The 15,320-nt window shown below is 59.3% G+C and carries 12 protein-coding genes; 10 read left to right on the forward strand and 2 right to left on the reverse strand.

All coding sequences use genetic code 11. The annotated features are described in order from the left end of the window. The first annotated feature begins 15 nt into the window (after nucleotides 1-15). Nucleotides 16-657 (forward strand): ThuA domain-containing protein, encoded by a 642-nt coding sequence (locus AC1DPR_RS22225; protein ID WP_018858401.1) that lies wholly within the window; start codon nucleotides 16-18, stop codon nucleotides 655-657. A gap of 83 nt (nucleotides 658-740) precedes the next feature. Here AC1DPR_RS22225 and AC1DPR_RS22230 read toward each other — a convergent pair whose 3' ends face one another. Then, complete coding sequence (locus AC1DPR_RS22230) at nucleotides 741-1,994, reverse strand: D-amino acid dehydrogenase (RefSeq protein WP_477817185.1); 1,254 nt, start codon at nucleotides 1,992-1,994, stop codon at nucleotides 741-743. Nucleotides 1,995-2,009: 15 nt separating this feature from the next. Between AC1DPR_RS22230 and AC1DPR_RS22235 the strand changes: the two genes are divergently transcribed. Continuing rightward, nucleotides 2,010-2,264 (forward strand): hypothetical protein, encoded by a 255-nt coding sequence (locus AC1DPR_RS22235; protein ID WP_477817186.1) that lies wholly within the window; start codon nucleotides 2,010-2,012, stop codon nucleotides 2,262-2,264. A gap of 257 nt (nucleotides 2,265-2,521) precedes the next feature. Then, nucleotides 2,522-3,928, forward strand: a complete 1,407-nt coding sequence (locus AC1DPR_RS22240) for a DUF5939 domain-containing protein (protein WP_477817187.1) — start codon at nucleotides 2,522-2,524, stop codon at nucleotides 3,926-3,928. A gap of 45 nt (nucleotides 3,929-3,973) precedes the next feature. On the opposite strand, the gene AC1DPR_RS22245 is transcribed toward AC1DPR_RS22240, so the two are convergent. Continuing rightward, the gene (locus AC1DPR_RS22245) at nucleotides 3,974-4,873 is read right to left on the reverse strand and encodes a LysR family transcriptional regulator (protein ID WP_477817188.1); all 900 of its coding nucleotides are present in this window, start codon (nucleotides 4,871-4,873) and stop codon (nucleotides 3,974-3,976) included. 282 nt (nucleotides 4,874-5,155) lie between these two features. Here AC1DPR_RS22245 and AC1DPR_RS22250 point away from each other — a divergent pair, with 282 nt between their 5' ends. From AC1DPR_RS22250 to AC1DPR_RS22280, 7 genes are all read left to right on the forward strand, one after another. Then, the gene (locus AC1DPR_RS22250) at nucleotides 5,156-7,999 is read left to right on the forward strand and encodes an FAD-binding and (Fe-S)-binding domain-containing protein (protein WP_477817189.1); all 2,844 of its coding nucleotides are present in this window, start codon (nucleotides 5,156-5,158) and stop codon (nucleotides 7,997-7,999) included. Between the two features lie 37 nt (nucleotides 8,000-8,036). After that, a complete protein-coding gene (locus AC1DPR_RS22255) occupies nucleotides 8,037-8,489 on the forward strand; it encodes an Lrp/AsnC family transcriptional regulator (RefSeq protein WP_477817190.1) in 453 nt (150 codons plus the stop codon). An 805-nt stretch (nucleotides 8,490-9,294) separates the two neighbouring features. Continuing rightward, nucleotides 9,295-10,524 (forward strand): L-2-hydroxyglutarate oxidase, encoded by a 1,230-nt coding sequence (lhgO, locus tag AC1DPR_RS22260; protein ID WP_477817191.1) that lies wholly within the window; start codon nucleotides 9,295-9,297, stop codon nucleotides 10,522-10,524. A gap of 383 nt (nucleotides 10,525-10,907) precedes the next feature. After that, the gene (locus AC1DPR_RS22265; RefSeq protein ID WP_477817192.1) at nucleotides 10,908-11,804 is read left to right on the forward strand and encodes a cupin domain-containing protein; all 897 of its coding nucleotides are present in this window, start codon (nucleotides 10,908-10,910) and stop codon (nucleotides 11,802-11,804) included. A gap of 240 nt (nucleotides 11,805-12,044) precedes the next feature. Next, the gene (locus AC1DPR_RS22270) at nucleotides 12,045-13,130 is read left to right on the forward strand and encodes an ABC transporter substrate-binding protein (protein ID WP_112643212.1); all 1,086 of its coding nucleotides are present in this window, start codon (nucleotides 12,045-12,047) and stop codon (nucleotides 13,128-13,130) included. Nucleotides 13,131-13,214: 84 nt separating this feature from the next. Further along, a complete protein-coding gene (locus AC1DPR_RS22275) occupies nucleotides 13,215-14,036 on the forward strand; it encodes an ATP-binding cassette domain-containing protein (protein WP_018858411.1) in 822 nt (273 codons plus the stop codon). Further along, nucleotides 14,033-15,292, forward strand: coding sequence for a sugar ABC transporter permease (locus tag AC1DPR_RS22280; RefSeq protein WP_018858412.1), 1,260 nt, complete (start codon nucleotides 14,033-14,035; stop codon nucleotides 15,290-15,292). Before AC1DPR_RS22275 ends, AC1DPR_RS22280 begins: the two co-directional genes overlap by 4 nt. Nucleotides 15,293-15,320: the final 28 nt, after the last annotated feature.

Below are 15,320 nucleotides of genomic sequence, written 5' to 3' on the forward strand. Positions count from 1 at the left end.
ATCAGGAGGAAGACTATGCGTGAAGCACTGATCGTATGGGGCGGATGGAGTGGCCACGAGCCGCAGGAATGCGCCGCAATCATCAAGGACATGCTGGAGGAAGACGGGTTCAAGGTCTACGTCGAGCACACGACCGAGGCTTTTGCGGATCCGTCCGTCCATGATCTCAGCCTCGTCGTGCCGATCGTGACGATGTCGAAGATCGAAAAGGAAGAGATCAAGAACCTCGCAGCCGCGATCGAGGGTGGCGTCGGCATTGCCGGCTACCACGGCGGCGCCGGTGACAGCTTCCGCGAATGCGTCGAATACCAGTTCATCATCGGCGGCCAGTGGGTCGCACACCCCGGCAACATCATCGACTACACCGTCAATGTCACTCGCCCGGACGACCCGATCATGGAAGGCATTGCCGACTTCCCCTATACGTCCGAGCAATACTATATGCACGTCGACCCCTCGAATGAGGTGCTGGCCACGACGAGGTTCACCGGTGATCACGCCTACTGGATCGATGGTGTCGTCATGCCCGTCGCCTGGAAACGCAAATACGGCAAGGGCCGCGTTTTCTATTCCTCGCTTGGCCACCAGGCCAAGGAATTCTCGGTGCCTCAGATGAAGACCATCTTCAGGCGTGGTGCCAACTGGGCGGCACGCTGACCACCCGATCGTGAAACCCCGGCGCTGCCATCGCGGCGCCGGTATTTTATCAGGATAGCGTACGAATTCTGCCTTTCGTCTCCTCAGCCGTAGCGGCCGAGATCGAGACCCTCAATCGATATCTGCGGTCTTGCCCTGTTGATGATATCTGTCAGCACGCGGCCGGAGCCGCACGCCATCGTCCAGCCAAGCGTGCCGTGGCCAGAATTGAGGTAAAGGTTGTCGTAGACGGTCTTGCCGATGATCGGCGTGCCATCGGGCGTCATCGGGCGCAGGCCGCACCAGAACTGCGCCTGGCTCTGATCCCCTGCCCCACCAAACAGATCCTCGACGGAATGCACGAGCGTTGCCTTGCGGGACGTCGGCAAGTCCTTGTTGAAGCGCGAGATTTCGGCCATGCCACCAACGCGGATCCGGTCGCCAAGGCGGGTGATGGCAATCTTGAAGGTCTCGTCCATGATTGTCGAGACCGGTGCGCGGCTTTCATCGATGATCGGAACCGTGATCGAGTATCCTTTCACCGGGTAGATCGGGATCTTCAGTCCGAGCGGCTTCAGCAGGCTTGGCGTGAAGCTGCCGAATGCGGCCACGACCGCATCGCCATCGAACACGCCCCGCGATGTTTCCACCGCGCTGATCCTGTTGTTGTCGATCCGCAGCTTGTGGACATCTGTTCCGTAGACGAAATGGACGCCCAGTGCCTCGGCACGCTTGGCAAGTTCATTGGTAAACTTGAAACAGTCACCGGTCTCATCATTGGGAAGACGCAGTCCGCCGACGATCTTGTGCTTCACCGGCGAAAGCCCGGGCTCGGCGGCAACACACTGGGCCGGATCGAGCACCTCGAACGGGACGCCGTCCTTTGCAAGAACCTCGATATCCTTTGTGATCGAGTCCAGCTGCTTTTGCGTGCGAAAGAGCTGCAGGGTTCCTTGGGTTCGCTCGTCATACGGAATGCCGGTCTCAGCGCGCAGTTCAATCAGGCAGTCGCGGCTATATTCGGCAATGCGCACCATTCGGCTTTTGTTGATGGCATAGCGCGCGGAGGTGCAATTGCGCAGCATTGCCATCACCCAGGCCCAGGTGGCCGGATCGACAGTCGGGCTGATGATCAACGGCGCATGCTTCATGAAGAGCCATTTGATGGCCTTCTGAGGTATTCCGGGGGCGGCCCATGGCGACGCGTAACCCGGCGAGATCTCACCGGCATTGGCATAGCTCGTCTCCAGCGCTGGTCCGCTCTGGCGTTCCAGCACCGTTACATCGTGTCCCGATCTTGCCAGATAGTAGGCTGTGGTGACGCCGATGACGCCGGCGCCCAAAACGGTGATCTTCATTGTGCACCCCAGAAAATGAAAGACGTCAGCTCAGATGTAACGGCGTTGGCAAAAGCGCTCCAGACCGTCGGCAGTTTACGGCAGGGGCGCCAACGTCAATGGAAAGGACGCCGCATCCGTTGCAAGCGTCACGTTGAAGGTACTGCTGTCCATGATCGGTCCCGATTTACCTTGGGTGAGGATATCGTTCGTCAAACGGAAGTTTCGCTCAATCCGTTATGGAAACAAGTAATTGCGGTCGTATTTTCGCAATTTTCATCAGATCATTGAGCGTTTCGTGCGGCACCCGCTGGAAAAGGCAACTGATAAACCGCTTTGCTGCAGGAGACAGGCTCGCGCGGCTTCGTGTCAACAGGTAGAGCGAGCGGACAAGCCGAAAATCGGCGATCTCTCGAAAGACAATGTCCCGGCTTTTGAATGACCTCGATCCAGTCTCATTGGTGGCGAGATTTCGATCAGAAAATTCCGTGGTACAATTCGGGTGTTGGCGTTTTCCCTTGTGGTTACGCACACGGAGACCGTGTCTTATGAATGAAGTGGACGCGCTTTTTGCCACCCTGCGACAGGCTGCTGACCCGCAGACGGTTGACTGTATCGAGCGCGTAGTCACGCATGGGTCCGATCGCGATCTTAATCGCATCAATGTCCTCGCCTTTGCTGACAAGCATCATCTCGACGAAGAGAAGACGATCGCAGCATTTCTGCATGCAGCGCGCATTGGCGCGTTCGACATGACCTGGAATGTCCTTTGCCCAGGTTGCGGCGGCGTCCTGGACACCGGTGCAACTCTGAAAACAGTCGATCAGGAAACGTACCAGTGCGCGCTCTGCGCGGCCGGATACGAACCAACCCTCGACGAAATGGTCGAGGTGACGTTCACGGTCAGTCCAAGGGTTCGCAGGATTTCTGCCCACGAGCCCGATCGGCTTTCACCGCTTGAATACTACCGACAGATCTTCTTCAGTTCCGGAGTCGACCTGCCAGAGGACTTCGAAGCAAGGTTCGCACGCATCCAACTGGAGATGATCGAGTTGGCTCCGGGGGAGAAGGCTTTCCTCTCACTGCACCTGCCGGCGCAATTCGTGATCATCTTCGATCCGGCAACGCACGCGGCGCAGTTCATCGACGTGAAGGGGGAGCCCACCGACGAGCGGCAAAACCTGTCGATGGTCATCAGCAAGGCGCATGCGCTAAACGAAACGGTCCCGCTTCGTCCTGGCCCACTGCGGCTCATGCTTGAGAACCACACCGAACGCAGGGTGATACCGAACGTCTGTGTTGCAGGAGACGAGCTACACGACCTGCTGAGTCGCAGGCGCGCTTTTCTCACGGCGAAACGTCTCCTGTCGAACCAGAGTTTCCGGGACATCTATCGGACCGACACACTTGACGTCGACCAGCGCCTCAAGATTACCAGCCTCACCTTCCTCTTTACTGACTTGAGAGGCTCGACCGCGCTCTACGAGCGCGTCGGTGACCTTGCCGCATTCGATCTGGTACGAGCGCACTTCAGGGTCCTTCACGAGATCGTTGCCGCGGAGACCGGAGCGGTCGTCAAGACAATCGGCGACGCGGTCATGGCGACCTTCCCGAGCCCGGACCGCGCAGTGGCCGCCGCGCTCCGGATGCGCGAGGCGATGCTTCGGTTGAATGCCGAGCACGGCAGCGACGATCTTCTCCTGAAGATCGGCATCCACGAGGGACCATGTCTCGCAGTCAATCTCAACGACAGGCAGGACTACTTCGGTCAGACCGTCAATATTGCCTCCCGCGTACAGGGCCTTGCTGATCCCAATGTGATCATGACGACGGAAGCGATTGTCGGGGATACCCACGTTTCAGAAATCCTGCATGACAGCGGCATCACGTCGGTTTCCAGAATGGAGGAACTTCAGGGCATAGCGAGGGAGGTGAGAATCTTCGCGCTGTCCTGAGCCCACTGTTGTCAGGCAAGATCCCACTTGTCCTGTGAGAGGGTGCTAAGTGAGGTAGGCGATAAAGCGCTTTGCCGCGGGGGGCAAAGTCGAGCGAGTGCGGGTTAAGAGATAGAGCGAGCGCACCAAGTGTAGGTCGGCGATCTCGCGAAAGACGATCTCGTCACTTTGGATGACATCGGCAGCCTGCTGTGGCAGCAGGGCTATGCCAGCGTTGCGACTGATCAAGGTCAACTGGGCGATGGTGCTGAATGTTTGAATGCGGCCGACGGTCAGCTGTTGCGGCAGGTCAGGGCAGTCCGCGAGCATCCTCGCAATACCGGCCTGCCCGTCGAGGACTATCAGGTCATCTGGATCGATGTCGGACAGAAGGACCGAAGCTGAAGACTGGGCCAGGCGATGGGTTTTATGGCAAACGAGACCAAATTTATCTTCGCTGATCTTTTCTTCATGCAATTCGGCCGACTTGAAACCCGGCCCGGCCAATGCGAAATCAAGCGTTTCGTCCACAACCAGACTGGCCAGGCGTTCGGCAACGTCGTCGTGAACAATGACGTCGATCCCAGGATGATCCGAGCGGAATTTAATGATCGCTTCAGAAAGCGGAGCAAGGACGGCGGATGGCGCAGCGCCTATGAGCACCCGCCCCCGCTTGAGACCGCCTACTTGTCGCACATTTGCAAGCGAAAGCTCAAAACGAGCGAGAATATCGCGTGCGCCCTCCAGGAATTCCTGACCCGCTTCAGTCGCTCGTATCGGACGAGATTTCCGGTCAAAAATTGCCGTCCGGCACTCTGCTTCGAGTGTCCGAATTGTTTCGGTCAAGGCTGAGGGAACGACCCCGAGCAACAGCGCAGCTCGGGTAAAGGACCCCTCATCCATGACAGTCAGCGCTGCCCTCAGGTGGCGCAAACCGATGTTCGTGTTTTCTGGAAATATCTTCATGGAAGAAATAGCTCCAGTTCAGCGGGGGTTGGTCGAGGCGGGACGCAGGGACACCTTGATACTCGAATCATCTTTTACCCCGGCTCAGAATGATTGTTTTGCGAGTTTGAGATCATTGCTTACCGGATCGGATACCACCGTTAGCGGGGCCCAAGGATGGCGCAGGGCCAAGTTCGTATTTTCCGAAAATACCTTCATATCTTTCTAATTATACGAACATCGTCTTTGTGGTTCAATGCCCTTCCGTGATGCCCCTGGACTACAGCGATAATACACCAGAACATGAAGAAGCCCCTTTATCATCCTGCTCTTGAACGACTTCCTGCTCTTCTGAAGGAAAAGGGTTTTCGTGGCGACGTCGCAAGGGATGCTGCACTTCTCGCAGCCATGTCCACCGACAACAGCGTCTATGCGATCGCGCCGGATATCGTCGTTGCCCCACGCGATGCCGAGGACGTGCGACGGCTGATGCGTGTCCTCGATACTGATGATCTCAGCGGCGTTCCCGTCACCGCGCGCGGTGGCGGCACGGGCACCAACGGCCAGAGCCTGAATGCCGGCATCATCGTAGACTTTCAGAAGTACATGAACCGTCTACTGGCGGTGAACGTGGAAGAGCAGTGGGTAGAGGTGGAGCCCGGCATCGTTCTTGATGAACTGAATTCGCAGCTTACGTCGACCGGCCTCTTTTTTGCGCCGACGACATCAACGGCGAGCCGCTGCACCATTGGTGGCATGGTGAGCACGGATGCATCAGGCAAGGGGTCGCGGCGTTACGGCAAGACCAGCGACAATATCCTCGGAATGGAGCTCGTTCTCGACGGCGGACGGACATTGGACAGTGCCGCGCCGCCGCCCGATTGGGCTCATGCAATGCTCCTGGAGATCGAGGGGGCCTGTCAGTCGGGTCGCGAAGCACTGCTGAAAAAGGTGCCGGCGCTTTCACGGCGTTTTACGGGTTACGATCTCGAGCGGGCCAAACCGCCTGGAGGCGATCTCGAATGGTGGCGGCTACCGATCGGCGCGGAAGGCACCCTCGGTCTCGTCACGCGGGTAAGATTGCGTCTGCTGCCGAAGCCGAAATTCAAGCGACTGGTCGTCATCGGCTTCGAGACATTTGCCGCGGCACTTGATGCGGGCGGTGCCCTCCTGGCGCATGATCCGCTGGCGATCGAAGTCATGGACGAATGGGTCCAGGGCCTGGCCGAAACGGCCGGAATTCTGCAGGCGCTGCCTGCCGGGCTTCGCGCTCGCGACGGGCAGCCGATCGCCTATAATTTCGTGGAGTTCGTCGGAGACGACGAAGCCGATCTCGCACGGCAGGTTGAAGTCCTGCGCAAGAGCGCGCTGACGCTTACCGGCGCAATCGCAAGCCACGTGGCTGTTGATGATATCGAAATGGCTGCGCTCTGGCAGGTCAGGGCGGCAAGTGTCGGGTTGCTCGGCAAGGTCGGTGGCACGCGCCGGCCAATCGCTTTCGTCGAGGACTGCGTGGTGCCTGTCGAAAACCTTGCCGCCTTCGTCAGGGATTTTACGGGGCTGCTGAGCACCAACGGCTTGAACTTTGGCATGTATGGGCATGTCGACGTTGGCTGCCTGCACATCCGCCCTGCCCTCAATATCGATCGCGACGAAGACAGGGCAATCATGAAGGCGATCTCGGACGGCGTGTTCGAATTGACGCGCCGGCATGGCGGCATCTTCTGGGGGGAGCACGGCAAGGGCGTGCGCGGCGCCTATCTGGCGGAGTTCGTTGGTGCCACGGCCTACGACGCGTTTAACCGCATCAAGCGGGCATTCGATCCAGGGCAGCGCTTCAACCCGGGAAAGCTCGTCGCGGACCCCGAGGCCCTGATGGGTATCGAGACGACCCCGTTCCGCAGCGTCAACACCGAAGACGGCGATCCTCTCAGCCTGGCGTTCAAGTGCAACGGCAATGCACAGTGTCTGAGCTATCAGCGCAGCACCGTCATGTGCCCCTCGTTCAAGGCGACCCGTGACCTTCGCCATTCCCCGAAAGGCCGCGCCGACGCGCTGAGACATTGGCACCAGATGCATCAGAGCGGCCATGCGACCGAGGAACTGGAGGATGATGTCCTGGCCGCGCTCGACGGATGCCTTGGCTGCAAGGCCTGTGCGACGAGTTGCCCGGTTCAGGTCGACATACCCGAGATGAAATCGCATTTCCTCGACCGGCTCTATCGGAAGCGTCGGCGATCACTGGCGGACAAGGCAGCGTTGTTGCTGGAGGAATATTCGCCGGTTCTGGTTCGTCACAGAAGATTCGCGGCGATTTTTACAAGACTGTTCAACCCGCTGATGGAGACACTGTCCGGTCTGCGCGACCTTCCTTCACTGGCATTTCACGATGTGGGCAGAGGCGGCTATCAGACCTTTCCCGCCGAAGAGATCGCAAAACGGCAATGGCACGAGGAAACGGTCTTCATCTGGCAGGATCCGTTCACGGCGCTTTTCGACACACAGGCAGCCCTGGCGCTCGCAGATGGTCTTAGCCGGTTTGGCTACCGGCCTGTTTTTGTTGCGATGTCCCCGGGGGGAAAGGCGGCCCATGTGCTCGGCGACAGAACCCGGTTCATCAGGCAGGCCAGGAAGCTGAGGTCGGCGATCGACGAAGTTGCCGGATCCGGCAGGGCGATGGTGGGGGTCGATCCGGCGTTCGTCATGATGATCCGCCAGGAATACAAAAAGGCCGGCCTGGCGGGGGAACCTATTCTTCTTGTCCAGGAATTCCTGAGCGAGGAAATCGCCCAGGGACGCGCCCTGCCGAAGCTGACCGCGGCGCGATTGCCCCGCAAGCTGTTCGTCCATTGCAGCGAAAGCGCTGGCGGCAGCCTGATGGACTGGAAGAGGGTTCTTGTTGCTCTTGGCGCGCCGGTCGAAATTGCGGCAACCGGATGTTGCGGCATGGCCGGAATGTTTGGCCATCAGGAGCGGCACCAAGCCCTCAGCAGGCAGACTTTTGATCTTTCGTGGGCGGGCCAGCTGCAGGGCGAAGACGAGGCGATGGTCTCCGGCTTTTCATGCCGTTGCCAAACGACGCGATTCTCTTCTATTCGGGGTGAACATCCCATGCGATGGATTGCCGACGCAATCGATGCTGGATGAAGGCGGTACATCCGCGGCGCGAATAGATGAGGCGACAATGTATGAGATTGATGCTCTCGACAGGAAAATCATTCGGCAATTGCGCCTGAACTCCCGGATGTCCAATGTCGACCTCGGCAAGGAAGTCGGCCTGTCCGCCTCTGCCTGCCTGCGTCGTATAGGCCTGATGGAAAAGGCAGGTATCATCAGAGGTTATACAGCCATAGTTGATGTGGTGGGTGAGGAAGCAATTGCGGTCATCATCCAGATCACACTGGAGCGTCAGACGGAGGAATACCTCAATCGCTTCGAAGCCGCCGTGCGCAAGTATCCGGAGATCCGCGAGTGCTTCCTGATGACGGGCGGGTCCGACTATCTGCTTCGCGTTGACGTCGAGAGTGCCGGCGCTTTCGAACGAATCCACAAGGAAATCCTTTCTGCCCTGCCTGGGGTGCTGCGGATCAATTCCAGCTTTTCCATCCGCAACGTCCTGTCGACACGCGAGAAATAGACTTCTGGCAGGGGGCGCCGCGCCGACGAAGCGTTCAACGAGCTGGAACGGCGCGGGCTTGGCCCCTTTGTCCCTATGCTGCGCGGGTTGGATTTGTGCGGCGACCACTGGCCGTTCTCGTCGGCCGACGGTGCCGATGTAGCCCGTAACGTCAAACGAAACCTGATTTGCCCCGAACGCATGGCGAGGCGGAGATGCCATTCATCTATTTCGACCTCAAGAGATTCAATCGGAATACTGAGTGCGCGCTCCTTGACAAACAAGAGGTCGCAACATGGGGGAGAGGGTTCGTTTTCGTCCAGGTCTGCCGAGAAATTATATTAGCAGGACTGTAAATAAAGTTTAGTGTGGGGCGCTTTCGGGACCGGCGTCCCGAAGGTGCGCCGTAACAGGAGGCCCCCCTTGCGCCAACCCCCGCCGGGGAGGCCTCCTGTCATAAGCCCGCCTCGGGTGAGGTTCTAAAAGAGATGGGAACCAACGGGCGCGCCCTATCCGTTTGGGGTTGGGCTTTGCGTATCTTCTTCCCCGCGAGGCCTCAACGCTCTATTGCCCCTGAAACCGCGACTTCCGGGGTTCAAACTCCAACCCCGCTTTCTTCAGCGGGTTCTTTTCGTTCTGACGGTGAGAACCCGGCCGCCCTTTGCCAATTTCCCGCGACGATGGCGTCGACATGCGCCCCCCAGCAACAAGAACCGCGCGCTCTATGCCCGCGCCTGACGAGCAAGTTACGTCATAAGAACTTCAAGACGGCGTGGCGAGCGAGTGCTAGCCTTGCGACAGGCAACAGTCGGAGTCGGGCGGCAAGATGTATGATTATTGTATTATTGGCGGCGGCATCGTCGGTTTGGCGGTCGCCATGGCGTTGCAGGAAAAAATGCCAGGCACCAGCATCGTAATCCTGGAAAAAGAGCCGGAGCTTGCAAGACACCAGACAGGCCACAACAGTGGCGTCATCCATGCCGGAATTTACTATGCTCCCGGTTCGCTGAAGGCAAAGCTTTGCCGCGAGGGCGCCGAGGCGACGAAGCGCTTCTGCACGGAAAATCGCATCCCCTTCGAAACCTGCGGAAAGCTCTTGGTCGCGACGGATCATGCGGAGATGCAACGCATGGAGGCGCTTGAGGACAGGGCGCGGCAAAACGGCATCGACTATGCGCGGCTGTCGACGGCGCAACTGAGAACCGATGAGCCCAATATCGCGGGTCTCGGTGCCCTTCTCGTCCACTCCACGGGGATCGTCGACTATGCGGTTGTCTGCCGTGCCATGGCACGGGCGATCGAGACCGGAGGCGGTGAAATCAGGCGCGGAACGGAAGTCATAGCCATTCACGAACACGAGAAGGGCGTGCGCATCGAAAGCGCGTCCGGTCCTGTCGAAGCGAGGAGACTGATAGCCTGCGCCGGTCTCCAATCGGACCGCATCGCATTGATGGCCGGCGTGAAGATCAGCCACCGGATCGTGCCTTTCCGGGGGGAATACTACGCACTGCCGGCATCGAAGGCGAAGGTCACACAGCGCCTGATCTATCCAATCCCCGATCCGGATCTGCCGTTCCTCGGAATTCACCTGACGCGAACGATCGACGGTGGCATGACCGTCGGCCCGAACGCAGTGCTTGGCTTTTCGCGCGAGGGCTACCCCAAGGGCAGCTTTGCGATCGCTGATGTCGCCAGTATGACGACATTTCCCGGCTTCTGGAAAATGGCCCGGAGGAACTGGCGCTCGGCAATGTCAGAATTCGCCAATTCCGCATCGCGCGCCCGCTATCTTGCCGAATGCCGGAAATATTGCCCGTCCCTGACATTTGATGACCTGCAGAGCCCACAGGCTGGCATTCGCGCCCAGGCGGTCATGGACGACGGAAGCCTGGTCCATGATTTTCTCTTCAAGCAGACCGAACGAATGCTGCATGTCTGCAATGCCCCCTCACCCGCGGCAACCTCGTCCATCCCGATCGGCCGGATGATCGTGGACCGGTTGCTTGAGGGCGAGGCAACCAAGGCGCCCGCCGTCCCGGAGCACGCTCGAGCCTGACATTCAGATTGAGCCGGTCTGACGTTCGTGAGCGTCAAGGGATCGCAAGCCCCGATTCAACGGCGAGCAATATGCCGGTGACCATGTGGTCCTCTTCGCCCGAGGGAAAGGGTGACGAGAACGTGTCTCCCCTGCCAGAGCATTCTCTCCCACCACAGCGGCCGCGGTCGCCGGCCGCAAAAGCAGATTCAGCTGGAAATATGTCAGGGGGCATCTAGGTAACGCTAAATCGGATGACAAAAAAGTATCGGCCGGCGAGGTCAAATGTGGTGGAGCCCCCTGTCGCATCCGGCTAAACTTCTTCCATGGTCGCGGGATGGAGCCGGGAGAGCTCCTCCGTTCAAGGCCTGGCAGCTAAGTGTATCCCAGGGAGGGGTTGTCGTATGCGGGATGTATCAGAGCCCGATCTGGAAGTCGTCCAGATACGATCCGGCGAGTCCTTCAAGATGTGGTCGCACGGATATCCCTATCATACGGTGCGGTGGCACTTTCATCCCGAATACGAGATCCACCTCATCACCGAGACGTCCGGCTGCTATTTTGTCGGCGACTTCATCGGTGACTTCCAGCCGGGAAATTTTGTCATGACTGGCCCAAACCTGCCCCACAACTGGGTGAGCGACGTTGTCGACGACCGGCGCATCGACCAGCGATGCCTGGTTCTGCAATTCTCCGAGGCCTTCATCGATGGCCTGCTTTCCATTCTTCCGGAGCTGAAGGGATTCCGCTCGGTGCTTGCCGATAGCCGTCGGGGCGTGCTCTTCCCGCTCGAGACGGCTCAACTTGCAAAGCCGATCATGCAGGAAATGCTGGAGGCCGTGGGTGCCCGTCGCATCGCGCTCTTCATGCAACTCGTCGAACTCCTGACCGGCGCCAGCAATCACGTCGCGCTCACGACATCCGACTACCAGCCCGATCCCTCCGGTTACATGTCGATCGGCACCAACAAGGCGCTGGCATATATCCGCGAGCGCCTGACCGAACCGTTTTCCGAGACCGATCTGGCGGCGATTGCCGGTCAGACGCCGAGCGCATTTTCCAGGTCGTTTCGCAAGCACACCGGCTTCTCGGTGGTTCAGTATGTCAACCGCCTGCGCATCAACCTCGCCTGTCAACTGCTGATGAGCAGCCAGGAGTTGGCGGTGATCGATATCTGCTACGCATCGGGTTTCAACAACCTTTCGAATTTCAACAGGCACTTTCTCGCGCAGAAAGGGATGCCGCCCTCAAGGTTCCGAGCCCTGAGGGCACAAAACGAAAAAGCGGTGGAGGCCGCCTAACTCAAGGAGGACGGGAGGAGACAGGACACATTGAGGGCAAGTGCGAACGGAGACCGTGGCGGCCTCCGCAAGGGATCGCTTGTCTTCAAATTTGGAAACAGGTGCAGCTCAGAAGTGCGGCCGGCTGCCGTCTTTGACCGTCAGCTTCGGACCGGGGCTCTGTACGCTTTCGAACTCGGGCCAGCCACGGGTCTGAGTCAGTAACCGCAACAATCGATCTCTTCAATGGAGAAACCGAAAATGACTGAACTTTCGACGAAACTCGCAGGCGCCGCGGTTCTGGCGCTGGGCCTTCTCAGTGGAACGTCCGTTTTTGCACAATCGGCCAAAGTCACGGACGCGACCGTCGCCTTCCTGATGCCCGACCAGAGCTCGACACGTTATGAAGAGCATGATTTCCCGGGCTTCCAGGCCGAAATGGCAAAGCTCTGCGCCGGCTGCAAGGTAATCTACCAGAACGCCAACGGCGACGCATCGCGCCAGCAGCAGCAGTTCAACTCTGCGATTTCGCAGGGTGCCAAGGCAATCATACTTGACCCGGTCGATTCCACCGCTGCTGCTTCGCTGGTGAAGATGGCACAGAGTCAGGGCGTCAAGGTCATCGCCTATGACCGCCCGATCCCGTCCGCAGCAGCCGACTACTACGTTTCCTTCAACAATGAAGAGATCGGCAAGATGATTGCCGCATCGCTCGTGGAGCATCTGAAGAAGAACAACGTCAAGCCGGAAGATGGTGGTCTGCTCGAAATCAACGGCTCGCCGACCGACGCGGCCGCCGGCCTGATCAAGAAGGGCATCCATGCGGGCATCGCTGAGGGCGGATACCAGGTTCTGGCCGAATATGACACACCGGAATGGGCGCCCCCGAAGGCTCAGCAGTGGGCAAGTGGCCAGATCACCCGCTTCGGCAAGAAGATCATCGGCGTCGTGGCGGCAAATGACGGTACCGGCGGTGGAGCGGTCGCCGCCTTCAAGGCGGCTGGTGTGGATCCGGTCCCGCCAGTGACAGGCAATGACGCGACGATTGCCGGCTTGCAGCTGATCATCGCCGGCGACCAGTACAACACCATCTCCAAGCCGAGCGAGATCGTTGCTGCCGCTGCGGCCAACGTCGCGATGCAGTTGCTTGCCGGCGAAACGCCAAAGGCCGATACCAAGCTGTTCGACACGCCGACACAGTTGTTCACGCCGGCACTCGTGACGGCCGAAAACCTCAAGGCCGAGATCATCGACAAGACGGTCAACGGCAAGCCGATCCAGACACCCGAACAGCTTTGCGGCGACCGCTACGCGGAAGGCTGCAAGAAGCTTGGCATTGGCAGCTAACAGCTCCTCCCGAGGGCCCTCCGGCGCTTGTCGTCGGGGGGCTTGTTGCAGGTATCATGCGAAAATACGGAAAGGCTTGCCTCGATGACGAACAATCAACACGACGCGCCTCCGACCGGCGAGCTGGTGCTCAGCCTGCGTGGCGTCTCCAAGAATTTCGGCGCCGTGTCGGCCCTGACGGATATCGATCTCGACGTCCATGCGGGAGAGGTCGTGGCTCTGGTCGGCGACAATGGTGCTGGAAAGTCGACGCTCGTCAAAATTCTTGCCGGCGTGCACCAGCCGACATCGGGCACCGTCACCTTCGCAGGCAAGCCGGTGACGCTCTCCGACCCCAGCACCGCACTTGATCTGGGCATTGCGACGGTGTTTCAGGATCTCGCCCTTTGCGAAAATCTGGATGTTGTCGCCAACATCTTCCTTGGCCGGGAGACCAGTCCGCTGCAGCTCGACGAAGTGTCGATGGAGGTGCGTTCCTGGAAGCTTCTGAATGAACTCTCTGCGCGCATCCCAAGCGTTCGCATTCCGATCGCCTCGCTTTCCGGTGGTCAGCGCCAGACGGTGGCGATCGCCAGATCACTCCTCCTGGAACCGAAGCTCATCATGCTCGATGAACCGACGGCCGCACTTGGCGTGGCACAGACGGCGGAGGTCCTGAACCTCATCGAACGGGTCCGCGACCGTGGCCTCGGCGTCATCATGATCAGCCACAACATGGAAGACGTCCGGGCCGTGGCGGACCGCATCGTGGTCCTGCGCCTCGGTCGCAACAATGGAATATTCTATCCCGACGCAACCAACCAGGAACTCGTCAGTGCCATCACCGGAGCTGCCGACAATTCCGTCTCCCGCAGGGCAAGCCGACGCCAGCTGTCGCAGGAGATCACTGATGGAGACAGCCCATGAGCAGCAACGCCAATCAGAACGCGCCGTCAGCGCCGTTGCTGGATAGAAGCGACGTTCGCGTCAAACATGAAACCGGCGTCAGCGGCGCCGTCCGGGCTTTCGCCGATCGCGTGCGATCGGGTGACCTTGGATCATTGCCTGTTGTCGTCGGGCTGGTTCTCATCTGGACAGTGTTCGCCTCGCTCAATCCGATCTTTCTTTCGGCCAATAATCTCGTAAACCTTTTGTTCGACGCTTCCACGGTTGGCGTTATCTCGCTCGGCATAGTCTGCATCCTGATGGTCGGCGAGATCGACCTTTCCGTCGGCTCGATCAGCGGCTTTGCCTCGGCACTTGTCGGTATGCTGTGGGTCAACGAAGGCTGGCCGGTTGCCCTGGCGATCCTTGCCGCTCTTGTCGCCGGTGGCCTCATCGGCGCTCTGTACGCATTGCTGTTCAATCGCCTGGGCATGCCGAGCTTTGTTTCGACCCTGGCCGGGTTGCTCGCGGTTCTCGGCATGCAGCTCTATCTTCTCGGCGCGACCGGTTCGATCAACCTGCCTTACGGTTCGGCGGTCGTGAATTTCGGACAGCTGCTCGTCATGCCCGATCCTGTTTCCTACGTGCTCGCCGCCATCCCAGGGATCGTGCTGTTCGTGACCGGCTACCGGACCGTCGTTCGCCGACGTGAGGCAAGCCTGTCCTCACGCTCGCTTGGCAGCCTCGTCTTGCGTGCAATCCTCATCACCGTTGTGCTGGAGCTCATCGTCTTCTATCTCAACCAGGACCGCGGCATTCCGTGGATGTTCGGCCTTTTCGTGGGATTGGTCGTGGCCATGAGCTACGCGCTGACCCGGACCAAGTGGGGGCGCTCAATGACCGCTGTTGGCGGCAATCGCGAGGCTGCGCGCCGTGCCGGCATCAATGTCCGCCTGATCTACACGAGCGCCTTCATGCTCTGCTCGATACTGGCTGCGCTGGGTGGCGTGCTGTCTGCGGCTCGTCTTGCATCGGCAAGCCAGCAGGCCGGAACGGGCGACGTCAACCTCAATGCCATCGCCGCTGCCGTCATCGGCGGAACCAGCCTGTTTGGCGGTCGAGGCAGTGCCTATTCGGCCCTGCTCGGCATCATCGTCATCCAGTCGATCGCCAACGGACTGACGCTGCTCGATCTGTCATCGTCGCTTCGCTACATGATCACGGGCGCCGTTCTTGCCATTGCCGTCATCGTCGATTCACTCGCACGCCGTTCAAGAGTGTCGCACGGACGCGCGTAGACCCAAGATAAAAGGTCCAAGACAAAAG

The organism is Rhizobium sp. 01T417 (assembly GCF_056398905.1).